At 65.8% G+C, this 22,377-nt stretch carries 21 protein-coding genes and 1 tRNA gene; 18 read left to right on the forward strand and 4 right to left on the reverse strand.

Annotated features, from left to right (window positions below):
• Entirely contained in the window at positions 1–627 is a 627-nt protein-coding gene (locus ACVXZ4_RS08820; RefSeq protein ID WP_461797843.1) for a DUF2510 domain-containing protein, read from the reverse strand.
• 104 nt (positions 628–731) lie between these two features.
• Here ACVXZ4_RS08820 and ACVXZ4_RS08825 point away from each other — a divergent pair, with 104 nt between their 5' ends.
• Entirely contained in the window at positions 732–1,532 is an 801-nt protein-coding gene (locus ACVXZ4_RS08825) for a class I SAM-dependent methyltransferase (RefSeq protein ID WP_461797844.1), read from the forward strand.
• Between the two features lie 57 nt (positions 1,533–1,589).
• On the opposite strand, the gene ACVXZ4_RS08830 is transcribed toward ACVXZ4_RS08825, so the two are convergent.
• Positions 1,590–1,672, reverse strand: a tRNA-Leu gene (locus tag ACVXZ4_RS08830).
• Positions 1,673–1,711: 39 nt separating this feature from the next.
• Between ACVXZ4_RS08830 and ACVXZ4_RS08835 the strand changes: the two genes are divergently transcribed.
• A complete protein-coding gene (locus tag ACVXZ4_RS08835) occupies positions 1,712–2,317 on the forward strand; it encodes an ANTAR domain-containing response regulator (RefSeq protein ID WP_461797845.1) in 606 nt (201 codons plus the stop codon).
• A 23-nt stretch (positions 2,318–2,340) separates the two neighbouring features.
• Here ACVXZ4_RS08835 and ACVXZ4_RS08840 read toward each other — a convergent pair whose 3' ends face one another.
• A complete protein-coding gene (locus tag ACVXZ4_RS08840) occupies positions 2,341–2,766 on the reverse strand; it encodes a PaaI family thioesterase (RefSeq protein WP_461797846.1) in 426 nt (141 codons plus the stop codon).
• Between the two features lie 54 nt (positions 2,767–2,820).
• Between ACVXZ4_RS08840 and polA the strand changes: the two genes are divergently transcribed.
• From polA to ACVXZ4_RS08920, 16 genes are all read left to right on the forward strand, one after another.
• Positions 2,821–5,499: a DNA polymerase I gene (gene polA, locus ACVXZ4_RS08845; RefSeq protein ID WP_461797847.1), complete on the forward strand. Its 2,679-nt coding sequence runs from the start codon at positions 2,821–2,823 to the stop codon at positions 5,497–5,499.
• 304 nt (positions 5,500–5,803) lie between these two features.
• The gene (locus ACVXZ4_RS08850) at positions 5,804–6,565 is read left to right on the forward strand and encodes a DeoR/GlpR family DNA-binding transcription regulator (protein WP_461797848.1); all 762 of its coding nucleotides are present in this window, start codon (positions 5,804–5,806) and stop codon (positions 6,563–6,565) included.
• 8 nt (positions 6,566–6,573) lie between these two features.
• Positions 6,574–7,515 carry a 1-phosphofructokinase family hexose kinase gene (locus ACVXZ4_RS08855; protein WP_461797849.1) on the forward strand — a complete coding sequence of 314 codons (942 nt, stop codon included), beginning with the start codon at positions 6,574–6,576 and terminating at the stop codon, positions 7,513–7,515.
• Positions 7,516–7,581: 66 nt separating this feature from the next.
• The gene (locus ACVXZ4_RS08860; protein ID WP_461797850.1) at positions 7,582–8,814 is read left to right on the forward strand and encodes a PTS transporter subunit EIIC; all 1,233 of its coding nucleotides are present in this window, start codon (positions 7,582–7,584) and stop codon (positions 8,812–8,814) included.
• 38 nt (positions 8,815–8,852) lie between these two features.
• On the forward strand, positions 8,853–9,161 hold the full coding sequence (locus ACVXZ4_RS08865) for a PTS lactose transporter subunit IIB (RefSeq protein WP_461797851.1): 309 nt from the start codon (positions 8,853–8,855) through the stop codon (positions 9,159–9,161).
• A gap of 3 nt (positions 9,162–9,164) precedes the next feature.
• Positions 9,165–9,629 carry a PTS sugar transporter subunit IIA gene (locus tag ACVXZ4_RS08870; protein WP_461797852.1) on the forward strand — a complete coding sequence of 155 codons (465 nt, stop codon included), beginning with the start codon at positions 9,165–9,167 and terminating at the stop codon, positions 9,627–9,629.
• A gap of 3 nt (positions 9,630–9,632) precedes the next feature.
• Positions 9,633–10,673: a zinc-dependent dehydrogenase gene (locus tag ACVXZ4_RS08875; RefSeq protein WP_461797853.1), complete on the forward strand. Its 1,041-nt coding sequence runs from the start codon at positions 9,633–9,635 to the stop codon at positions 10,671–10,673.
• Positions 10,674–10,721: 48 nt separating this feature from the next.
• Entirely contained in the window at positions 10,722–10,991 is a 270-nt protein-coding gene (locus tag ACVXZ4_RS08880; RefSeq protein WP_461797854.1) for an HPr family phosphocarrier protein, read from the forward strand.
• Positions 10,992–11,397: 406 nt separating this feature from the next.
• Positions 11,398–13,083, forward strand: coding sequence for a DUF885 domain-containing protein (locus ACVXZ4_RS08885; RefSeq protein ID WP_461797855.1), 1,686 nt, complete (start codon positions 11,398–11,400; stop codon positions 13,081–13,083).
• A complete protein-coding gene (locus tag ACVXZ4_RS08890) occupies positions 13,084–13,701 on the forward strand; it encodes a DUF4166 domain-containing protein (protein ID WP_461797856.1) in 618 nt (205 codons plus the stop codon).
• Positions 13,698–14,672 carry an epimerase gene (locus tag ACVXZ4_RS08895; protein ID WP_461797857.1) on the forward strand — a complete coding sequence of 325 codons (975 nt, stop codon included), beginning with the start codon at positions 13,698–13,700 and terminating at the stop codon, positions 14,670–14,672. The genes ACVXZ4_RS08890 and ACVXZ4_RS08895 overlap by 4 nt, the downstream gene beginning before the upstream one ends.
• A 193-nt stretch (positions 14,673–14,865) precedes the next feature.
• Positions 14,866–16,311 carry a 30S ribosomal protein S1 gene (rpsA, locus tag ACVXZ4_RS08900; RefSeq protein ID WP_185203865.1) on the forward strand — a complete coding sequence of 482 codons (1,446 nt, stop codon included), beginning with the start codon at positions 14,866–14,868 and terminating at the stop codon, positions 16,309–16,311.
• A gap of 213 nt (positions 16,312–16,524) precedes the next feature.
• Complete coding sequence (gene coaE / locus ACVXZ4_RS08905) at positions 16,525–17,136, forward strand: dephospho-CoA kinase (protein ID WP_461797858.1); 612 nt, start codon at positions 16,525–16,527, stop codon at positions 17,134–17,136.
• A gap of 86 nt (positions 17,137–17,222) precedes the next feature.
• Positions 17,223–18,197 carry a BPSS1187 family protein gene (locus ACVXZ4_RS08910; RefSeq protein WP_461797859.1) on the forward strand — a complete coding sequence of 325 codons (975 nt, stop codon included), beginning with the start codon at positions 17,223–17,225 and terminating at the stop codon, positions 18,195–18,197.
• A 68-nt stretch (positions 18,198–18,265) separates the two neighbouring features.
• Positions 18,266–19,777: a class I adenylate-forming enzyme family protein gene (locus tag ACVXZ4_RS08915; protein ID WP_461797860.1), complete on the forward strand. Its 1,512-nt coding sequence runs from the start codon at positions 18,266–18,268 to the stop codon at positions 19,775–19,777.
• Entirely contained in the window at positions 19,774–20,925 is a 1,152-nt protein-coding gene (locus tag ACVXZ4_RS08920; RefSeq protein ID WP_461797861.1) for an acyltransferase, read from the forward strand. Before ACVXZ4_RS08915 ends, ACVXZ4_RS08920 begins: the two co-directional genes overlap by 4 nt.
• Here the strand turns inward: ACVXZ4_RS08920 and ACVXZ4_RS08925 are convergent.
• Positions 20,876–22,231: an MFS transporter gene (locus tag ACVXZ4_RS08925; protein WP_461797862.1), complete on the reverse strand. Its 1,356-nt coding sequence runs from the start codon at positions 22,229–22,231 to the stop codon at positions 20,876–20,878. The genes ACVXZ4_RS08920 and ACVXZ4_RS08925 overlap by 50 nt on opposite strands.
• Between the last annotated feature and the right edge of the window lie 146 nt (positions 22,232–22,377).

The raw sequence follows: 22,377 nt of genomic DNA on the forward strand, positions 1-22,377 counted from the left end.
TCAGGCGGAGAACGGGATGGTGCTCATCATCGTCGCCACCGCCTGGCCCACCTGGATGAGGTTGATGGTCGTCACCGCCACGACGATGCCGACCCAGACCCAGATCGGAGCCTGTCCGCGTCCGGCCCGGCGACGCACGATCACCGAGCGACCGATCACATAGACGCCGCTGGTGAGGAATGTCCACGCCCAGTGGAATGGGCGATCATAGCCATCCTTCAGCAACCGCTTGCGGTCGAGATAGGCGAGAACCACCGAGACCCCGTAGAGCCCCCAGCCGAGGGCGAGGCTCGCCAGGTAGGCGGGGTCGCGATAGATCGCGAGAGGATCCGTGGAGGACTGCACTAGTTGCGAGATGTCGCGGTTGAGTAGAGTCACGATGCCGAGTAACGGCAGGAGGGCCAGGGTCCAGATGAACGGGTTGTACACCGCAGTGCCTGCGGGAACTTTCGCGGGCGCCTGTTGCAGCGCATATGGGGTGGCCCCGGGGACCGGATATTCTGCCGAGCTGCGGGTGGCCTCGGTCCATGCGGCGCCGTTCCACCAGCGCACCCCTGGCGCTCCCGTGTGGTCCGGATACCAGCCGGCCGGTGGCAGCACAGCGGATGTTTCGGGCAGGTCGGTCACGGATCCTCCGGTGAGTTCGGCTCAAGCAGTCTGGCGGGGACCAGCCTAACCAGTACCAGCCGACCCGCACGGTCGGCGCAGGACCATCGACACGAGGAGTGACAATGACCGAAGATGCCCGATCAAGCCTGTTCCAATCGGACTCGATCGCCGAGAACTACCGTCACTACCTACTGCCGACGGTGTTCGAGCCCTGGGCTCGGCATCTGGTCGAGACTGTCGCGCCGAAGCCCGGCTCGACCGTTTTGGATGTGGCGGCCGGCACCGGCGCGGTCGCGCGCCGGGCCGCGACGGCGGTGGGGCCGAACGGACGAGTGATCGCGAGCGACATCAGCTCCGGGATGCTCGCCGAGGTACCGCTGGGAGCGGACCCCGACGGCGCTCCCATCGAGACCCTCGAAGCCCCCGCGACTGCCATCCCGCTCGAAGACGATTCGGTCGATGTCGTGCTCTGCCAGCACGGGCTCCCCTTCGTGCGTGACCAGACCGCGGCCCTGGCCGAAATGAAGCGGGTGCTGCGTCCCGGCGGGAGTCTCGGGATCGTCGTGTGGGTGGCGGCGATGCGCCTCGAGCCTTTCGACAGCTATGGGGACGTGCTGCGGGACGAGGGTCTGGAAGAACCGTTCCCTCGAGCCTGGGACTTCGACTCCTTCAAGATGGCGCGCCCGAAACTCGTCAAGCTCCTCGCCGGGTTCGAGGATGCCGCGGTCGAGTCGACCTCGCTGAGACTCGACTGGCCGAGCGTCGACGACGCGGTCAATGGCATCCTCGGCACACCCTACGGGCCGGTGTTGTCGGCCATGATGCCCGAGAAGCGCGACCATGCCGTTGCGGTGTTGCGCGATTGGATGACGGCATCGCCGCATCCGCTCGTCACGGCCTTCGTCGCGACGGCGCGGGCCTGATCTCACGGGCCCGATCTGTCGGGCCCGATAGTCGGGTGGAGGCCAGCCGGGAGTTCGTGCCGGTGGTGGGACTCGAACCCACACGCCCTTGCGAGCAAAGCATTTTGAGTGCTCCGCGTCTGCCATTCCGCCACACCGGCGCACGATACCGAGCCCAAGAATACCGTAGGGTTGTGATCGTGCCAGACCAGGAAAACGCTACTCAGACCCCCCGCCGTGTCGTGGTGGCCGAGGATGAGTCGCTCATCCGCCTCGACATCGTCGAAACGCTTCGTGACAACGGCTTCGAGGTCGTCGGTGAAGCCGGTGACGGTGAAACCGCCGTGGCCCTCGCCACGGAGTTGCGTCCCGACCTGGTGATCATGGACGTCAAGATGCCGCTCCTCGATGGCATCTCCGCCGCGGAACGTCTCACCAAGAACCACATCGCCCCGGTCGTGCTGCTGACCGCCTTCAGCCAGAAGGAGCTCGTCGAGAGGGCCACCGAGGCCGGCGCCCTCGCCTACGTCGTCAAGCCCTTCACCCCCAACGACCTTCTGCCGGCCATCGAGATCGCCCTCGCGCGTTACGCGCAGATCATCACCCTCGAAGCCGAGGTCACCGATCTCATCGAACGCTTCGAGACCCGCAAGCTCGTCGATCGGGCCAAGGGCCTGCTGAACGAGAAGATGGGCCTCACTGAGCCAGAGGCGTTCCGCTGGATCCAGAAGGCATCCATGGATCGCCGCCTCACCATGCACGACGTCGCCCAGGCGATCATCGAGCAGCTGTCCGCTAAAAAATAGTGGGAGCGCTCGTCCTCAGCCGGTCAGGCGTCGCGTAGGAAGTTCGTCATGCGCACTGTCGACAGCCGTCGGCCCTGCTCGTCGCGCATCACGATCTCGTGGGTGGCGAGGGTTCGCCCGAGGCTCAGCGCCGTGCAGGTTCCGGTGACAAGACCTTCGGTGATGGAGCGGCTGTGGGAGGCGTTGATCTCTATGCCTACCGCGATGCGCCCCGGCCCCGCATGAATCGCGGATGACACGGACCCGAGTGTCTCGGCGAGCACGACGTGCGCGCCGCCGTGGAGCAGGCCCACCACCTGGGTATTACCCTCGACGGGCATCGTCGCGACGGACCGCTCGGCCGACAGCTCGAGAAACTCGAAGCCCATCTTGAGGGCCAAGGGACCGCCGCCGGAGTTCACGAGCCGCTCCACCAGCTCAGGGTCGAGATCGTCGGGGATGATGGTCATCGTCTTCTTCCTGGCGGGCTGCGGGGTGTCGGCGGCCGCGGATAGGCTGGCTTCGTGCCGGACAACGAAAAGCCTACCCTCCTCGTTATCGACGGGCATTCGCTTGCCTTCCGGGCGTTCTACGCCCTGCCCGTCGACAGTTTCCAGAACCGGGAGGGCCAGCACACCAACGCTATCCACGGCTTCATCTCGATGATGTTGAACCTGCTCCAGAAGGAGAAACCCACCCATCTCGCCGTGGCGTTCGACATTTCGCGCTATTCGTTCCGCACCCGGGAGTACCCCGAATACAAGGGCACCCGGGGTGAGACCCCGGCGGAGTTCATCGGCCAGATCCCCCTCCTCGAGGAAGCACTGCACGCCATGGGGATCACGACAATCTCGAAGGAGGACTACGAGGCCGACGACATCCTCGCCACCCTCGCGATGAAGGGTGCGCAGGAGGGCTTCCGGGTACTCATCGTCTCGGGGGACCGTGACGCGATCCAGATGGTCAACGACGACGTGACTCTCCTCTACCCGAACGCGCGCGGCGTGTCCGAGCTCAAGCGCTACGACCGCGACGCAGTCTTCGAGCGCTACGGGATCGAACCGCACCAGTATCCGGATGTCGCGGCGCTGGTCGGCGAGACGAGCGACAACCTCATCGGAATCGACAAGGTGGGGGAGAAGACCGCCGTCAAATGGATCGTCCAGTACGGCGGACTCGACGAGGTGCTCGCCCATGCGGACGAGATCAAAGGCGTCGTCGGCGAGAAGCTCCGCGAACAGCAGGACCGTGCCATCCGCAACCGCAAGCTCAACCATCTGCTCACCGACGTTGAACTGCCGGTCGGCCCGCACGACCTCGACCGGCGCCCGATCGACGAGGCCGCCGTTCGCGAGGTGTTCGACAAGCTCCAGTTCCGCACCCTCCTCGATCGCGTCCTCAAGATCGCGGCGGCGGCTGGAGATCCGGTGTCGACAGAGTCGACGGGTGAGGGATCCGCGGTGCCCGGGTCCGAGATCCCCGGGGTGCGCACGATGATCGACGAGGAGCTCGGCCACTGGATCTCCACGGTCAGCGCGAAGGGCACCCGCCCCCTCGGGCTTCAGCTCGAAGTCGGACCGGAGGGCATCACCGGCTTCGGGCTGGCGACGGCGGACGACTCGGCCTTCGTTCCCTGGGCGGCTGGCCGACCGGACTATGACGCCCTCGCGGCCTGGCTCTCCTCCCCGGCGCCGAAATACCTGTTCGACTACAAGCCGGCCCTCAAACTACTGCAGAAGGCCGGCCTTCCCCTCGACGGCGTCGTGTTCGACACGACACTCGCCGCGTGGCTCCTGAAACCGGGCGGCCACGACCAGCCCCTCGCTGAGCAGGTCTACACGCATCTCGGCGAGCATCTCGACGAGCCCGATCCCAACCAGCTGGTGCCGGAGACGGATGCCGTGAGCGCCGCGACCCAGGCCTGGTATGTGCTCCGCCTCTCGGAGTACCTCACCGAGCGCCTTGACGAGGGCTCGCTGCGCGTACTCCGCGAGATCGAACTGCCGCTCATCCCCGTGGTCTCGGCGATGGAGACCACGGGTATCACGGTGAATCCCGGCATACTCGAGCGTCTCAATCGCGAGCTCGGTGAGACCGCCGCCGACCTCGCGACCCGGGCCTATGCCGAGATCGGCGGTCGCGAGATCAACCTCGGTTCACCCAAGCAACTGCAGCAGGTTCTCTTCGAAGACCTGCAGATGCCCAAGACCCGATCGAACAAGACCGGGTATTCGACGGATGCGGCCTCCCTCGCCGACCTTCAGGAGCAGAATCCGCATCCCTTCCTCGACCTCCTGCTGCAGCATCGGGATGCCACCAAACTGCGCCAGATCGTCGACACCCTCGAGAAGGCCATCGCTCCCGACCACCGGGTGCACACGCGCTACGACCAGACGGGCACGAGCACGGGGCGTATCTCCTCGACCGACCCCAACCTCCAGAACATTCCCGTGCGCACCTCCGTCGGGCGCGAGATCCGCACGGCCTTCGAAAGCGGACCCGAGTTCACCACGCTGTTGACCGCCGACTACTCGCAGATCGAGATGCGGATCATGGCCCACCTCTCCGGGGATGCGGGACTCATCGAGGCATTCAACTCCGGGGAAGACCTGCACCGCTTCGTCGGATCTCGCATTTTCGGCGTCGATCCGGCGGACGTCAGTTCCGCGATGCGCACCAAAGTGAAGGCGATGTCCTACGGGCTCGCCTACGGCCTGAGCGCCTTCGGCCTGAGCAAGCAGTTGCGCATCGAGAACTCCGAGGCGAAACAGTTGATGACCGACTATTTCGAGAGGTTCGGAGCGGTGCGGGACTACCTGCGCAGTGTGGTCGACCAGGCGCGCGAAGACGGCTACACCGAGACGATCTTCGGTCGGCGTCGTCCGTTCCCCGACCTGGCGTCGAACAACCGGGTGCTCAAGCAGAACGCGGAGCGGGCGGCGCTCAACGCGCCGATCCAGGGTTCGGCCGCCGACATCCTCAAGATCGCGATGCTTGGTGTCGCCTCGGATCTCAATGAGAAGGAGCTGTCGTCGCGGCTCCTGCTTCAGGTTCACGACGAACTGGTCTTCGAAGTCGCCGAGGGGGAACTCGACGAGCTCACCGCGATCGTCACCGACCGCATGGGCCACGCTGCCGACCTGGCCGTTCCCCTCGAGGTTCAGGTCGGCCTCGGGGCGAACTGGGACGCCGCCGCGCACTGATAGCGCGGCGCATCCGGCATGCCAGGCCCTGGCGTGACCGAGATCTGTGCGGCGCGCCCGTATTGTCGCGCCCGCGTTTCGTCGCGCTCGCTATTCGCGTGCTCGATATCCGTCGGGCTCGCGAGTGACGTTCGCGCCCGAAACTGCGCCCGCGCGTGACACTCGCGGGCGCGTAGATCATCCGCGTCGAACGCGACACGCCGTACCTGTGAATGGCGTGTGAGTTGACAAGCGGACACAAACGGACTTATATAAGCGCAGAACAACATTGCGAATGTTGTTATGTTCCCGACGAAGAGGTCCGATGTACGCTCCCGAGCGACACAAGCAGATCCTGGAGACTGCGCGGTCATTCGGCCGTGTCGAGGTCGCCGGACTCGCTCGCGATCTCGCAGTGACACCCGAGACGGTGCGCCGGGATCTCACCGCCCTCGAGCGCCGGGGAGTCCTCCGCCGGGTGCACGGGGGAGCTATCCCGGTCGAGCGTTTCGGAATCGAGCCGGGTGTCGCGGACCGCGAGGGACATTCCGCCGGCCAGAAGGAACGCATCGCCCGCGCCGCCCTCGATGAACTCCCCGACGGGGGTTCCATCATCCTCGACGCCGGCACCACGACCGTCCGGCTCGCCCAGTTGCTTCCGACCGACCGCGAGTTGACGGTCGTCACCCACTCGATCCCCGTCGCGGCTCTTCTTGCCGGACGCCCCAATATCAGCCTCCATCTCCTCGGAGGTGTCGTGCGGCCGCGCACCCTCGCCGCTGTGGGGGAGTGGACCAAGGCCCAGGTCGCGGACGTGTTCGCGGATGTCGCGTTCATGGGCACCAACGGCATCAGTGTCGAGCGGGGCCTCACCACCCCCGACATCGCCGAAGCGACTATCAAGCGGGCCCTCATCACTGCCGCCCGGCGCGTGGTGGTACTGGCCGATCACACCAAGTTCGGCCGGGAGGATTTCGCCCGCGTCGCACCTCTCAGCGTCGTCGATACGATCATCACCGACGTCGGACTCGACGTGGAGTTCGCCGAGGACATCGAGAGCGCCGGCCCGACGGTGGTGATCGTGTGATCGTCTCCGTGACCCTCAATCCGAGCCTCGATCGCACGGTCGAGGTGGACCGGCTCGAGCGCGGCGCAGTGCTCCGCACCTCCGCCCCCGTACTCGAGCCCGGTGGCAAAGGGGTCAACCTCACCCGAGCGCTCTCCCGCAACGGCTTCGACAGCATCGCGGTGCTTCCCGTCGGGGGGCCGGAGGGAGCGGAACTGAGCGCCATGCTGGATGCCGCGGGCATCACCGCCCGGTTGGTTCCGGTGAGCGGGCGCACGCGTTCCAACCTGACGGTCGCCGAGCCAGACGGCACCGTGACGAAGCTCAACGAGCCCGGTTCGTCGCTCTCCGTCGCCGACTTCTCGGTGCTGTCGTCGGTGCTCTCGGGTCTCGTCACCGCGAACGACTGGGTGGTGTTCTCCGGCAGCATCCCGCCCGAATGCTCCGAGGCTCAGCTCGTGGCCCTCATGACCTCGGTCACCGACCTCGGCGCCTCGCTCGCTGTCGATACCAGCGGTGATGGCCTCAGAGCGGCGATCAGTGCCCACCCGAGGGTGATCAAGCCCAACCGGGCGGAGCTCGCGCAAGCAGTGGGTCGCGAGCTCGACTCCATCTCCGAGGTGATCGCCGCCGCCGAAGAGCTGCGCGAACTCGGGGTCGAGCTCGTACTAGTGAGCCTTGGCGCCGAGGGGGCGGTGCTCGTCGGCGAACACCGTGCGATCGTCGGCGAATCCACCGTGCAGCAGCGGCGGAGCACCGTCGGGGCGGGCGACTGTTTCCTCGCCGGCTTCCTGTCGAAATTCACCGTCGACGAATCCGACGAGGGCGCCGCCCTCATCGAAGCGCTCGCCTGGGGTGCGGCCGCTGTCAGTCTTCCGGGAACCTCCGTTCCCGGTCCCGGCGATATCGCCTACTCGAACGTCCACCTGGTGTGGCAGCCAGACCTGGATCGGCCCCTCGTGGCCACATAACCCCTGCCGAATCCCACCCACCCCATCCGAACAGTCGAAGATTCGTACAAAGGAGTACCACAACAAATGTCCGATTACACTCCCGTGGCCGCCGGAACCGGCGCCCGCGCACGCATCCAGCGAGGCGGTGCATTCCTCGCCGGGATGATCATGCCGAACCTCGGTGCGTTCATTGCCTGGGGCCTCGTCACGGCCCTGTTCATCCCCAACGGCTGGATCAACGAGATCGCGCGAGCGACCGGTGCCGTCGCGAAGGACGGTGTCGTGCCGTTCGCGGGCCAGGCGTCGACCATCGTCGGCCCGATCATCGTCTTCCTGCTCCCGATCCTGATCGGCTACACCGGTGGCCGTACGGTACACGGGCAGCGCGGAGCCGTCGTCGGCGCGATCGCGACCATCGGTGTGATCGTGTCTCCGCTGGCGCTTTCTCTCCACACGGCGTCGACAGCCGCTCCGAAATCGATCGCCGACCTCGGCCCGCAGTTCCTCGGGGCTTTGATCATCGGCCCGCTCGCTGCACTTCTGCTGAAGTGGATCGACAGCCTGATCGACGGAAAGCTCCGCGGCGGGTTCGAGATGCTGGTCGACAACTTCACCTCCGGCATCGTTGGCGGTTTCTCCGCACTCGTCGGCGTGTTCGCCCTCGGCCCGGCAGTGTTCTGGTTGACGACGGTCTTCGCGAACTTCGTGGACGGCCTGATCAACGCGAAGCTGCTTCCCCTGGCCTCGATAATCATCGAACCGGCGAAGATCCTGTTCCTCAATAACGCGATCGGCAACGGTGTGCTCGTGCCTCTGGCCGCGAAGCAGGCGGCGGGACCGGATGGCAAGTCCATTCTCTTCATGCTGGAGTCGAACCCCGGCCCCGGCCTCGGCATCCTGGTCGCGATGATGCTGTTCGGACCGATCGCCATTCGGGCGACCGTACCGGCCGCCATCGTTGTGCAGTTCCTCGGCGGCATCCACGAGATCTACTTCCCGTACGTGCTCATGAAGCCGATCCTGCTCATTGCGGCGATTGCGGGTGGAGCCTCGGGTGTGCTCATGTTCAGCCTGTTCAACGACGGACTGCTCGCACCGGCGTCGCCGGGAAGCATCTTCGCCTACATCCTCGTGGCCTACCCGGGAGACCTTCCGACGATCCTTCTCGGAATCCTCGTCTCTGCAGGCGTAGCGTTCATCGTGGGTGCGGCGCTGCTCGGCTTCGGTCGCAACCAGAACAGCGGACTCGACCTCGAGGCCGCCAAGGAGCAGAGCGCGCGCAACAAGAACAAGCCGGCGACGGCCCCCGTCGCCTGAGCATCGACCCGCAGTAGAACACTCAAGGAGAATCTCTAATGGCAACCATCGACGGATCCAGCATCAAGAAGCTGATCGTTGCGTGCGACGCGGGGATGGGCAGCAGCGTGATGCTGGCCTCCACGCTGAAGAAGCAACTCGCGAAGAGCGGGGTGACGGTGGAGCATTCGCCCGTCGCCTCGATCCCGAGCGACGCCGACCTGGTGTTCACCCACACGGGACTGGCGGACCGCGCCCGGCACACCGTGCCGGACGTGCCGGTCGTGCCGTTCCAGCTCTTCCTGGGTGATCCTGCCGTGGCCAAGATCGTCAAAGCCATTCAAAACGGCGAGACCTTCGAGGCCTAGACGATGACTGAAGAAACCGCACCCGCCCTGTCGACGCTGCTCGCCGAGTCGTCCATTCGACTCGACGAATCGGCGACCGATCAGGAAGACGCGATCAGGCAGACGGGAGCAGCCCTGTTGGAGGCCGGCGCGATCGATGCTTCCTACATCGACGCGATGCTCGAACGTGAGCGGTCGGTTTCCACCTTCGTCGGGGAGGGTGTCGCGATTCCTCACGGCACCCTCGCCGGCAAGGACTCGGTGAAGAACGATGCTCTCGTCGTTCTCCGCTTTCCGGATGGCGTGGACTGGGACGGCAACGATGTGCGCGTCTGCGTGGGCATCGCCGCCCGCGGCAACGGCCACATCGCCCTGCTGTCCCAGCTCGCCACCGTGCTCCTCGACCCGGACAAGGCGGCGGCGCTTCGTGCCGCGACGACGAGCTCCGAGGTCTACGAGCTCCTCAAGCCCGATCCCGAAGACGAGTAGGGCGTGAAGGTAGCGAGGTTCTACGCACCCGGCGACATCCGTCTCGAAGAGATCGCGGAACCGCAGGTCTCAGCGGGAGAAGTGAAGATCCGGGTGCGCAATTGCTCCACGTGTGGAACAGACGTCAAGATCTCGCGGTCGGGGCACCCGAACATGACCCCACCCCAGGTGATGGGGCATGAGATCGCGGGCGAGATCGTGGATGTCGGTGACGGTGTCGCTGGGTGGGACGTCGGTGATCGGGTGCAGGTCATCGCGGCGATCCCCGACGGTACCTGCCCCGACTGCCTGGCAGGTCGACCGACGGTCTGCGCGCACCAGCTCTCGATGGGCTACCAGTTCCCCGGCGGTTTCGCGGAGTACATGATCGTTCCGCGCGAGGTGCTGCGCGTCGACGGTCTCAACCGCATCCCCGAGGGACTGGGATTCGCCGAAGCCAGCCTCGCGGAACCTCTCGCGTGCGTGCTCAACGGCCAGGAACTGGCCAGGGTCGGCGCGGGAGACGTGGTCGTGGTGGTCGGCTCCGGTCCGATCGGATGCCTGCACGTGCGCCTCGCCCGGGCACGGGGCGCGGCGCAGATCATCCTCGTCGACCTCAACGCCGACCGATTGAAGAAGGCCTCCGACCTGGTGAAGCCCGACCTCGCCATCGCGTCCGAGTCCACGGATCCCGTCGCCGCCGTTCTAGAAGCGACCGGCGGACGCGGAGCGGATGTCGTGATCACCGCTGCCGCCTCCGGTGCCGCCCAGGAACAGGGGCTTGGAATGCTCGCACGCCGCGGCCGCCTCAGCCTCTTCGGCGGCCTGCCAAAGGACCACCCGACGATCACCGTGGACTCGAACCTCGTGCACTACCGCGAACTCACGATCGTCGGAGTCAACGGGTCCAGCCCCGCACACAACAAGGAGGCGCTGGCTCTGATCGCCTCCGGCGCCGTTCCGGTCACGGATCTGATCACCCACCGGCTTCCCCTCGACGACGTGCTCGAAGCAATCGAGATCGTCGCCCGTGGAGACGGCATCAAAGTCACCATCGAGCCATGATCCACCCCCTGCCGATACCCCTACCGACCGAACACCAAGGAGTCAGAAATGCCTGAACGTACCGTCACCGTCGCCTCGAGCGTCGGACTTCACGCCCGCCCCGCGTCGCTGTTCAGCCAGGCCGCGGCGAAGGCGGGGGTGCCCGTCACCCTCACGAACGCCGCCGGAAAGACCGTCAATGCCGCGAGCATCCTCGGGGTGCTGTCGCTCGGCATCGGTCACGGCGAGGTCGTCACCCTCAAGTCAGACGGTGACGACGCCGAGACGGCGCTCGACTCGCTCGCCGAGCTGCTGAACACCGACCTCGACAAAGAGTAGTTCGGTCGCCGCGGTCCGCGGTCCCTCCTACACGTAGCTTCCGTCGCAAATGCAGGTATTCCTGTGACAGGTGTCAACTCAAACGCCTCATCCGCCGCATCCGTAACGCTGGGTCCTGCATTTCGAACCCGGGTTAGGCGGAGGAAGGTCACCGGCTGGCCGGTGAGGCAGCCCGGACAACGTTCAATACGGTCCCTCGGAACCGGCGAGGCCGGAGTGGCGACGGTCCCGGAGGATGCCCGGATGGTGCCGCGCTCTCGATCGTGGACTTCGTGCGAATTCCTTGAGCTCTGGGTGCACGATGACGCGCAGGGTTCCTGCCCGGGCGCGACGCCAGTGCGCTGCCGAGGCACGCCGCAGTGAACTCGGGACTGCGCCTCCGGACTCCCTGTTCTAGGCTCGAGAGATGACTGATGCAGACCAGGCCCACGAGGCCCGTCCCACCACACCCATCGATGCGATCGCCGAGAAGTGGGTCGATACCGAGCTCGACCTGTTCCCGGAGTACCGCGTGTATCTTGGGCGAGCGGGACACGAGGGCGAGTACGCCGACTATTCGCCAGCGGGCGCCGAACGGGTGATCGCCGAAGTGAAGAAGACCCTCGCGAGCATCCAGGCCTCCACGCCGGTCGATGCGGTCGACGAGGTCACGAAGATGGACCTGAGTCGTGAGCTCCAGCTGATGATCGACAAGCACGACGCGGGGTTCGACCAGCGTGACCTCAACGTGATCGCGTCGGCCCCCCAGGGGCTCCGCGACATCTTCGACCTCATGCCGACGGACTCGGAAGAGGACTGGTCGCATGTCGCCACGCGCATGCGCAACCTTCCGGCCGCGATGGAGGGCTACATCCAGACCCTGCGTACCGGCATAGCGGCCGGCAACGTGCCGGCGATCCGGCAGATCCGTGAGGTCGTCGCCCAGGCCGCGAAGCAGGTCGCCGACACCGGGTTCTTCTACCAGCTGGCCGAAGGGGCGAAGGCCGCCGACGGTGACCTTCCCGAGTCGCTGCGCGGAGACCTTGCGGCAGCGGCGCGGGGATCTGCCGGCGCTTACGCGGCGCTCTCCGATTTTCTGGAGAACGAACTCGCCCCGCACGCCCCGGAGCGGGATGCCGTCGGTCGCGAAATCTACGCGCTCGCGTCGCGTGACTTCCTCGGCGCCGTCGTCGATCTCGACGAGACCTATGAGTGGGGTATCGAGGAGCTCGCTCGGATGACCGCGGAGCAGGAGTCCATCGCCCGGGAGATCAAGCCGGGGGCAACCGTCGCCGAGGCGATCGAGTTTCTCGACACCGACCTGAGTCGCAAGCTGCACGGCACGGACGCCCTGCAGAAGTGGATGCAGGAGACGAGCGACCGAGCCGTCGACGAGCTCTCCCGAGTGCATTTCGACATCCCGACGGAGGTGCGACGGCTGGAGTGCATGATCGCCCCGACCCAGGAGGGTGGCATCTACTACACCCCTCCCACCGATGACTTCTCGCGCGCGGGACGGATGTGGTGGAGCGTGCCGGAGGGCGTGACGGAATTCGACACCTGGCGTGAGCTCACCACGGTCTATCACGAGGGCGTTCCCGGCCATCATCTCCAGATCGGGCAGGCCGTCTACAACAAGGCCATGCTCAACACCTGGCGCCGCAACGCGGGCACCTCTGGTCACGCCGAAGGCTGGGCGCTCTACGCCGAGCGCCTCATGGAACAGCTCGGCTATCTCGACGACCCCGGCGACCGTCTCGGCATGCTCGACGGCCAGCGGATGCGCGCCGCTCGTGTGGTCCTCGACATCGGCGTGCACCTTGAGAAGCCGCTACCCGACGGCTCCGGACCGTGGACGGGCGAGTACGCCTTCGGATTCCTCGGCCGCAATGTCAACATGAGTCCGGAGTTCGTGCGCTTCGAGGTGAACCGCTACCTCGGCTGGCCGGGCCAGGCACCCTCCTACAAGATCGGGCAGCGTATCTGGGAGCAGCTCCGCGACGAATACGCGCGGCGCGAGGGGGCCGACTTCGACATCAAGGCGTTCCACAAGAAGGCCCTGGACATCGGGGGAGTCGGGCTCGACACCCTGAAGGCGGCGCTGCTCGCCTGAGTGTCGTCTCCCTACGAGGAAGTCTTCGGCGCCATCCTCGACTCGCTCCATCCCCGGCTTCGCGCCTATTTCGGCGAAATCCCGCCGGGGACACTCGGCGTGGGTGTCGGCGTCTTCGACGTCGTCGGCACCCCACGTCGCTGGCTGTGGCCTGTGCTCCGGCTCCTCGCCTCCGACGGCATCGCCTTCCCAGGGTGGCACCGGGGGGTGCCGTTCACCGTGGTCAACCGCCCGCTGAGGGATGACCACGGCAATGTCGCCGTCGCGGCGGAGCGTTCTTTCGGGTTCGAGTCCGGCAACCGACAGATGGTCGACGCCATCACGTCGGAAGATGCCGCTCTCGTCGACCACCTCGGGCGGGCCCGACGACTGGTCACGCGTCTCTCGGGTCGGGTCGTCAACGGGGGACTCGTGCTCTCTTCGACAGTCCTCGCGGTTCGGGTCGGCCGGGTGCGAGTGATCGTGCCCCGGCTCGTCGCGCCGAGGGTGAGCCTCCATGAGCGCTTCGATGAGTCCGACGACCGGCAACACGTCTCGGTCGTAGTGAGCGCTCCGCTCATCGGTAGGCTCTACGAGTATTCCGGTTCATTCACCTACCGGATCGAGAGTGCCCCGTGACCGAGACCCCCGCCCCCGACCGCATAGTGATCGCCGGGGCATCCGGCTTCATCGGCCAGTACCTCGCGCGCGAATTCCGCCGGCAGGGCAGCCGCGTCTCGCTCGTCGGACGCTCGGGAGCGGATGCCGCCTGGTCCGATCCCGAGGCGATAACCGCCCTGCTCGACGGGGCGCAGCTGTTGGTGAACCTGGCCGGCAAAAGCGTCAACTGCCGGTACACCCCGGCCAACCGGGCGGAGATCCTGCGGTCGCGAGTCGACACAACCCGCGAACTCGCCGCGGCAATCCGCGCCTGCGTCGTGCCTCCACCCCTCTGGATCAACTCCTCCACCGCCACCATCTACCGTCATGCCGAAGACCGCCCGATGACGGAGTCGACGGGCGAAATCGGAGACGGCTTCTCCGTGGGAATCGCCCGGGCGTGGGAGGAGGCCTTCTTCGACCGGGACCTTCCCGGCACCCGCCGGGTCGCGCTGCGGATGGCGATCGTGCTCGGGGACGGCAGCGCCCTTGCCCCTCTCCTGGCGCTCACCCGGCTGGGACTCGGGGGTGCCCAGCTCGACGGCCCCTGGTTCTCCACCGCCGCACAGCGCGCCGCGGGCACGTTTCACGAGTTCCGGTCGCGCGGCGGAAGCCAGAAGTTCAGCTGGGTGCACCTGGCCGACGTGCTCGGCATCATCCGCTTCGTCCGATCCCACCCGGATATCGATGGCGTGGTGAACGTGAGCTCGCCCAACCCCTCCGACAACCGCACGGTGATGCAGACACTCCGTGACGTGCTCGGGATGCCGTTCGGCATCCCTGCCCCGCGGTGGATGCTGGAACTCGGGTCCGCGGTGATCAAGACCGAGACGGAGCTCGTGCTCAAGAGCCGGTGGGTGCTGCCCGAGCGGCTGCGTGAAGCCGGCTACGAATTCGAATATCCCGAACTCGGGCCGGCGGTTCGGCAGATCGTCAGCTCGCGCCGCTGAGGCGTTCGAGTGCCGACACGGCTCGCCAATCGCCCGAGGTGGCGCGGGTCAGTGGGGGGCTATAGACTGAAACGTCGCAATTCTGTGACAAATCATCCGCCTGCCAGTCGCGGAAATCACACGAACCACCCTCGCAGCACGGTATTACCCTGCGGCTGGCCTAAAACAATGTCCATCCTGGAGCAACTACTACATGACAATCGTAACGACCGACAAGGCGCCCAAGCAGGTCGCAATCAACGACATCGGATCTGCTGAAGACTTTCTCGCCGCGGTCGAAAAGACTCTCAAATTCTTCAACGACGGGGACCTCATCGAGGGCACCGTCGTCAAGATCGATCGTGACGAGGTCCTCCTCGACGTCGGTTACAAGACCGAGGGTGTAATCCCCTCCCGCGAACTCTCCATCAAGCACGATGTGGACCCCACCGAGGTAGTCCAGGTCGGCGATGTGGTCGAAGCCCTCGTCCTCCAGAAGGAAGACAAAGAAGGCCGCCTCATCCTCTCCAAGAAGCGCGCTCAGTACGAGCGTGCGTGGGGCGATGTCGAGAAGATCAAGGATGCCGATGGCGTCGTCACCGGATCGGTCATCGAGGTCGTCAAGGGCGGTCTCATCGTCGACATCGGTCTCCGTGGGTTCCTCCCGGCTTCGCTCATCGAGCTGCGCCGTGTCCGCGATCTCACGCCGTACCTCGGCCAGGAGATCGAAGCCAAGATCCTCGAGCTCGACAAGAACCGCAACAACGTCGTGCTCTCCCGCCGCGCTCTCCTCGAGCAGACACAGTCCGAGAGCCGCACCACGTTCCTCAACAACCTCGCCAAGGGCCAGGTTCGCAAGGGTGTCGTCTCCTCGATCGTCAACTTCGGTGCGTTCGTCGACCTCGGCGGAGTGGACGGCCTCGTTCACGTCTCCGAGCTCAGCTGGAAGCACATCGAGCACGCCTCAGAGGTCGTCGAGGTTGGCCAGGAGGTCACCGTCGAGATCCTCGAGGTCGACCTCGAGCGTGAGCGCGTCTCCCTGTCGCTCAAGGCGACGCAGGAAGACCCGTGGCAGGTATTCGCCCGCACCCACGCCATCGGCCAGGTTGCTCCCGGGAAGGTCACGAAGCTCGTCCCCTTCGGCGCGTTCGTTCGCGTTGCGGAGGGCATCGAGGGCCTCGTGCACATCTCCGAGCTCTCCGGCAAGCACGTCGAGCTCGCCGAGCAGGTCGTCTCTGTCGGTGACGAGGTGTTCGTCAAGGTCATCGACATCGACCTCGAGCGTCGCCGCATCTCCCTCTCGCTGAAGCAGGCGAACGAGGGCGTCGACCCGGAAGGCACCGAGTTCGACCCGGCGCTCTACGGAATGCTCACCGAGTACGACGAAGCCGGCAACTACAAGTACCCGGACGGATTCGACCCGGAGACCAACGAGTGGAAAGAGGGCTTCGAGTCCCAGCGCGAGAAGTGGGAGCAGGACTACGCTGCGGCCCAGGCTCGCTGGGAAGCCCACAAGAAGCAGGTTGCGACCGCCGACGAGATCAGCGACGCACCGGTCGCCGGTGGCTCCTCGTTCTCGAACGACGCCGACTCAGCCGGAACTCTGGCGGACGACGAGGCTCTTGCGGCTCTTCGCGAGAAGCTGAGCTCGAACTCCTAAGCAGTCCTTTTCGGAACGGTCGGACCCCCGGGTCCGGCCGTTCCGTCGTTAACGGCTTTGTCGGTGAATGGTGCGACATCGAAACCCGGGCGTCCGCGGTCATTCCGGGCCGGCATGCCGGCCCGGAATGACCAATGTGGCCCGGAGAGGTGCTTCGGACTGCGTCAGCGGCGCGTCGAGCATCATGATCCGCACCCGGGCTACCATTGCTGCGTGTATCTCATCGGATTGACCGGCGGCATCGCCTCGGGCAAGACAGTCGTCGCGACACGGCTCCAGCAACTCGGCGCGATTGTGGTGGACGCAGATCAGCTCGCCCGCGATGTCGTCGCGCCGAACACTCCCGGCCTCGCCGAGATAGCGGATCGTTTCGGCCCCGACGTTATCGCACCGGATGGCTCCCTCGATCGTCCGGCGCTCGGCCGGCTGATATTCCAGGACCCGGATGCCCGGCTCGCGCTCAACGCGATCACCCATCCCGCCATCCGTCGGCTCAGTGCCGAACTCTTCGCCGCCGCGGACCGGGCTGACCCGAACGCGGTTGTCGTCTACGACGTGCCACTCCTCGTGGAGGCGTCCCGGCAACCGGGGTACCACGACTTCGACCTGGTGGTGGTGGTCAATGCGAGCGCCGAGACCCGGTTGCGACGGCTCATCGAACTCCGCGGGCTCACCCGTGAGGAGGCACGGCACCGACTCAACTCCCAGGCGACCGATACCGAGCGTCTGGTCATCGCGGACGTCGTGATCGACAGCAACGGCAGTCTCGATGAGACGATCGCGCAGGCGGAGGCCCTCTGGGAGAGCCTTCCCCGCACCGCGTGACCCTTGGACGTCTCGTCGCAACGGCCTGAACGAACTCTCAGGCGGTCGCGGTCGGCATTCGAGGTGTTGGCAGTTACATTTGACCGGTGAGACGGATTCGGGGGAAGTGGAGCGCGGTTGCGCTCGTGGTCGCCGTGTTTGCGATCCTTGGCTCGTCACTGTCCTTCGGGGCCGCGGGTGCCTCCTCTCGCACACCTCCGAAGCCCGACGGACTGTCGGCTCCACTGATCTCTTTCCGCCTCGGGCCCTCCCAGGGTCAGACTCTCTTCCCGAACCAGCGCAACTACGCGCAACATGCCGTCTCGCCCGGCCCCCTGTTGCTGTTCCTGCCCGCAACCGGTGCGCGCCCGTGGGACTATCGAACGTTTTTGCGCACCGCTGTCGCCTCCGGATACGACGTGCTGGGTCTCGACTATTGGAACCGTGGCAAGTCGGTGGTGCGCACCTGCGGCAGTAACCCCGAGTGCTACACCGCTGTCCAGCGCAACCGCTTCGACGGCAGTGCGCCAAGCGAAGCGAGCAACGTCGACCCCGCCAATTCAATCCTCAATCGGCTCACACTCGCCCTTGCGCATCTCGCGACCGTAGACCCTGCCGGGCAGTGGGGGAGATACCTCGACGACGGCGAAGTCGACTGGACGCGAATCGTGCTCGCCGGCCACTCCCAGGGCGGTGGTGAGTCGGCCTATATCTCCCATCTGCACCTCGTGCACGGGGTGCTGATGTTCTCGTCTCCGGTCGAAACGAACGACGGCGTGCCCGCCGCCTGGATGCGCGAGCCCGGCGTGACCCCGGCGAGTCGGATGTACGGCTTCGTCAACCAGCACGACATGTACTTCAGCAAGATCATCGGGTCGTGGTCCGAACTCAAGATGCAGCGTGCGGGAATGCCGGCGGACGTGCCGGTACCCAGCGGATCCCACCAATTGGTCAGCACGCTCGATGTGGGTACTCCGGTGCAGTCGCACGGCCGTACCGTCAGCGACAGCACTCCGCGGGCTACCGATGGCATCCCTCTCTTCGATCCGACCTGGAAGTGGATGCTCGCCCAGACGAAGTGACCAGGGCGCTCCCGTCAAGCCCCCGCCCGCACACCGCCGTGCTCGGGTCGAGCGGATAGCCTCTAATAGTGACCGAGGAATCGCCCGCAGCCCCGACATCCTCCTCTCTTCGTGCCCTTATCGTGGCGCGTGGCTCGAGTTCTCCTCGCCACCCCTATCTCGAGGACGCGCGATCCGCGCGGGCCGTCGATTACGGTGACTTCGCCGATGCGGTCGCGGCCTGGTCCCGAACACTCGACGCCCACGAGGTCGCCGGGGGTTCCGTGGTCTTCGTCGACCTCGCCGATCCGCTGTGCTTCGCAATCGTCCTGCTCGCGATCGTCAGCAGCGGCCGCATCGCCGTACCGATCGATCCTGGAGCCGCCGTCGCCGATATCGAGAAGATCGCGTCACTGGTCGATGCCGTCGGAGCGCAGGTCAGTGACCGGGAGGTCCCGGCCGACCTCGGTCGCGCCGCTCTCCTCCGTGCCGTGGAGCAGACCGGGCTCCCCGATCACGGAACATCCGATCGGGAGGAAGGGAAGCCGGATGCTGCGGGGAGCGTGCTCCTCTTCACCTCCGGATCCACCGGAACTCCGAAGGGAGTGGAGCTGCCCGAGCACCAGTTGCTGTTCGTCGCCGGGGCGATCGCCCAGCACAACGGTCTCGGATCGGCCGACCGCGGCTATAACCCCCTCCCGCTCTTCCACGTCAATGCCGAAGTCGTCGGGCTACTCTCCACCCTCGTCGCCGGGGCGACCGTGGTGTTGGATCGTCGCTTCCGACGCACGGGATTCTGGGAGCTGATGGCGGACCGCCGAATCACCTGGATCAATGCGGTCCCAGCAATTCTCGCCGTTCTCGCCCGAGACGAGAAGCCGAGAGTTCCTGCCCTGATCAGATTCATCCGTTCCGCCTCGGCGCCTCTGCCCGATGCTGTCCGGGATGCCTTCTCTTCCGCCCCTCTCGTAGTCAGCTGGGGCATGACCGAAGGTGCGAGCCAGATTGCCGCGACCCCACTCGGGCAGCCGCTGCGCGACGGGTCCGTCGGCCCACCGGTCGGATGTGAGGTGTCTGTACGTGGCGACGATGGTGGCGAACTGGCAGTGGGAGATGTCGGTGCACTCTGGGTGCGTGGGCCGGGCATCGTGCGCTCCTACTTCGGCGGGAGGGCCTCCGAACGCTTCGATGCCGACGGCTGGCTCGTCACCGGCGACCTCGGAAGAGTCGATGGCGATGGTTGGGTCTATCTCTCCGGTCGTTCGGACGACGTGATCAACCGGGGCGGTGAGAAGGTGTATCCGGCCGAGGTGGAGGACGTGCTGCTCGAGGACTCCCGGGTTCGGGAGGCCGTCGTGGTGGGGAGGTCGGATCCGATCCTCGGCCAGGTGCCGGTGGCGTATGTAATCGCGGCGGCGGATGTCGGGAACGAGAAATCGCTCGCAGGGGAACTCGCCGAACTCTGCGAGGAGCGACTGCCCAGGTTCAAGAGGCCGGTCGAGATCAGCCTCGTCGACGACGTGCCCCGGGCGCCAACCGGAAAGGTGCAGCGTCGCCGGCTTCGGGAGTTCGACGCGGAACGGTCTGGGGCCACCGCATGACGGAGCCCGTGGAAGCCGATATTCCCGTGCCGGCGAAGCGCTCGAAGGCTCCGCACCTGTACGAGGTCGACGTGGTGCGTATCCTTACCTTTGCCTGCGTGATCGGCGTGCACACGACCAGCCACACGGCTTCCGACTCGGACATCGGACTCTACGGGCTGCTCTCGTTGCTCCATTTCACGAGGGAGGTGTTTTTCGCGCTGACTGCGTTCGTGCTGGTCTACAGCTATCTCAACCGTCCGCAGCCCATGCGCAAGTTCCTGCCCCGCCGCTTCCTCCTCGTCGGAGTGCCGTATGTGGTGTGGTCGGTCATCTACTTCGCGGCAAGCAACCTGCGCTCCCCGCACGGAACCCTCGGCGAGATGCTTCTGCGCCTCGGAGGCTACATCCTCACCGGCAATGCGTGGTATCACCTCTACTTCCTGCTGGTGACGATGCAGGTGTACCTTCTGATACCCGTGATCCTCTGGCTGGTGCGCCGTACTCGAGGACGACACGGTGTGCTACTGGTGGCCAGCGGAATACTCCAGCTCGGGCTGACCGCGCTGTATATGTACTGGCCGAGCACCATGGATTGGCTTGGCGGGTATGACAAGCAGGTCTTCTTCAGCTACCAGTTCTTCATCATCGCCGGCGCTGTCGCCGCCGACCATTCCGCCACATTTCTGGCGTGGGTTCGCTCGAACCGCCGCGCTATCGGGTTCATCGTGCTCGGAACGGCGATCGCCACGGTGGGAGTGTGGATCCTCAATATGCTCTCGGGGATGAGCCCCTATCGCGCCGGTACACCGCTCCAGCCCATCGAGATGGTCTGGTCGGTCGGCGTCGCGCTCGGATTCCTTGCCGTGGGGACCTGGTGGGCGGATCGGCGTGTCCCGGACAGCTTCGTGGCCCGGGCTCTGGATGCGGGATCGGACCGTTCGTTCGGCATCTTCCTGTCGCATCCGCTGTTCATCTGGCTGCTGTTGTGGGTCGGTGACGACGCTCTGGCGAGAGCGGTGCCGACACCGTGGCTCACCCTCGTGACCTACCTCTTGGTGATCGTGCTGTCGCTCGGACTCACCGAGCTGGCCCGCAGGTCGTGGTTCAGCCTGGGGCTCACCGGTCGTCGGTTCGCTCCGAGGGGGAAGAAGGCGCCAGTTCGCTGACACTGTTAGGCAGCACGCGTTCTGGTCGCATCAAGCCGGCGACGAGAGCCGCCGCACCGAGCAGAACAATGGATGCCACGAACGGCCACTGCCACCCGGTTGTCGTGACCAGCCACCCGAAGAGGATCGGCGAGAAGATGCCGGCGAGACCGAATCCCGTGTTCATCATGCCGCTGGCCGTGCCCGACCACTCCGGGGCGACATCCATCGGTATCGCCCAAAGGGTGGCGTTGCAGAGCTCGAGGAAGAAGAACGACAGGGCGAGGGAGATCGCCGCGATGACTATGTCGTGCACGAACAACAGGGGAGTGAGGCAGACCAACGATCCGGTGAGTCCGATGAGCAGCACCGTGCGCCGGGCGAAACGCAGGTTGCCCGTGCGTCGCAGCAGTCGGTCGCCGAACACCCCGCCCGCCGTGTCTCCGACGACGCCGGCGAGGAGGACACAGGTGGTGAAGACCGCGTACTCGGACAGTGCGAGCCCGAAGCTGTCGGCCAGGAACGAGGGGATCCAGGTGAGGAAGACCCACAGCGTCCAGCCGTACCCGAAATCCACGAAGGTGACCGGGAGCATCGTGCGTATGAGGCGTTTCCACGGCACGGGCGGACGCGCCGACTTCTCCAGCTCGCGGGGGATCTCGGAAAGCTCCTGCTCGGTGATGCGGGGATAGTCCTGCGGTCGGTCTCGGTACATGGTCGCCCAGAGCACGGCCCAGAGAGCGCTCAGCACGCCGACCAGGATGAAGGAGATCTGCCAGCCTGCTATCGGGCCGCCGAGCGAATCGCCCCAGATGATCAACCCGCCGACGATGAGCGGGGCGGCCGCGTTGCCGAGCCGAGACGCTGAGTGCACGATGCCCTGCACGAAGCCATTACGGTCCGGCGGCACCCATTTGGCCATTGCGGATGTCGCGGTGGGGAAAGCCGCGGACTCGGTGAGCCCCAGCAGAAGTCGCGCCCCGACCAGCGAAAGCAGCCCGACGGAGAACCCCGTCGCGATCGTGGCCACACCCCACAGCACCCCGATCCAGAACAGAGCCTTCCGAGGCCCGATTCTTTCGCCGAGGTTGCCCCCGAATACCTGTAGCAGCGCGTAGGGCACCGAGAACGCGGCCACGGCGATGCCGAACTCTCCGGCATCGAGGTCCAGCGCTTTCATGATCGTCGGGCCGGCGGTGGAGATGTTGGTGCGGTCGATATACGAGATCGCGTACATGATGCAGAGGAGCACCACGACTCGTCCGCGCATCCGTCCGAAGATCGGGCTCGCCTTCACCGGAGTCGCGCGAGGCCTGGTGATGGTCATGACACCCCTTGCGTGTTCGATCTGGCGTCGGTGTCCGGTCGGTCAACCGTAAGAACGTCTTCAATGCAACTCCTGAGTGGACGGCAGCACAATCTCTTCACAGCGGATCCATAAGGTGCGGAACGTGACGCCCCGCGGTTGCGCCC

This window comes from Lacisediminihabitans sp. FW035, assembly GCF_054880895.1.

What these genes read in the sequence shown, in the direction of transcription:
- ACVXZ4_RS08825 (WP_461797844.1), top strand. Translation starts at nt 732, where the DNA reads ATGACCGAAGATGCCCGATCAAGCCTGTTCCAATCGGACTCGATCGCC.
- ACVXZ4_RS08840 (WP_461797846.1), bottom strand. Translation starts at nt 2,766, where the DNA reads ATGACCATCATCCCCGACGATCTCGACCCTGAGCTGGTGGAGCGGCTC.
- ACVXZ4_RS08850 (WP_461797848.1), top strand. Translation starts at nt 5,804, where the DNA reads ATGTACGCTCCCGAGCGACACAAGCAGATCCTGGAGACTGCGCGGTCA.
- ACVXZ4_RS08860 (WP_461797850.1), top strand. Translation starts at nt 7,582, where the DNA reads ATGTCCGATTACACTCCCGTGGCCGCCGGAACCGGCGCCCGCGCACGC.
- ACVXZ4_RS08865 (WP_461797851.1), top strand. Translation starts at nt 8,853, where the DNA reads ATGGCAACCATCGACGGATCCAGCATCAAGAAGCTGATCGTTGCGTGC.
- ACVXZ4_RS08870 (WP_461797852.1), top strand. Translation starts at nt 9,165, where the DNA reads ATGACTGAAGAAACCGCACCCGCCCTGTCGACGCTGCTCGCCGAGTCG.
- ACVXZ4_RS08880 (WP_461797854.1), top strand. Translation starts at nt 10,722, where the DNA reads ATGCCTGAACGTACCGTCACCGTCGCCTCGAGCGTCGGACTTCACGCC.
- ACVXZ4_RS08885 (WP_461797855.1), top strand. Translation starts at nt 11,398, where the DNA reads ATGACTGATGCAGACCAGGCCCACGAGGCCCGTCCCACCACACCCATC.
- rpsA (WP_185203865.1), top strand. Translation starts at nt 14,866, where the DNA reads ATGACAATCGTAACGACCGACAAGGCGCCCAAGCAGGTCGCAATCAAC.
- ACVXZ4_RS08920 (WP_461797861.1), top strand. Translation starts at nt 19,774, where the DNA reads ATGACGGAGCCCGTGGAAGCCGATATTCCCGTGCCGGCGAAGCGCTCG.
- ACVXZ4_RS08925 (WP_461797862.1), bottom strand. Translation starts at nt 22,231, where the DNA reads ATGACCATCACCAGGCCTCGCGCGACTCCGGTGAAGGCGAGCCCGATC.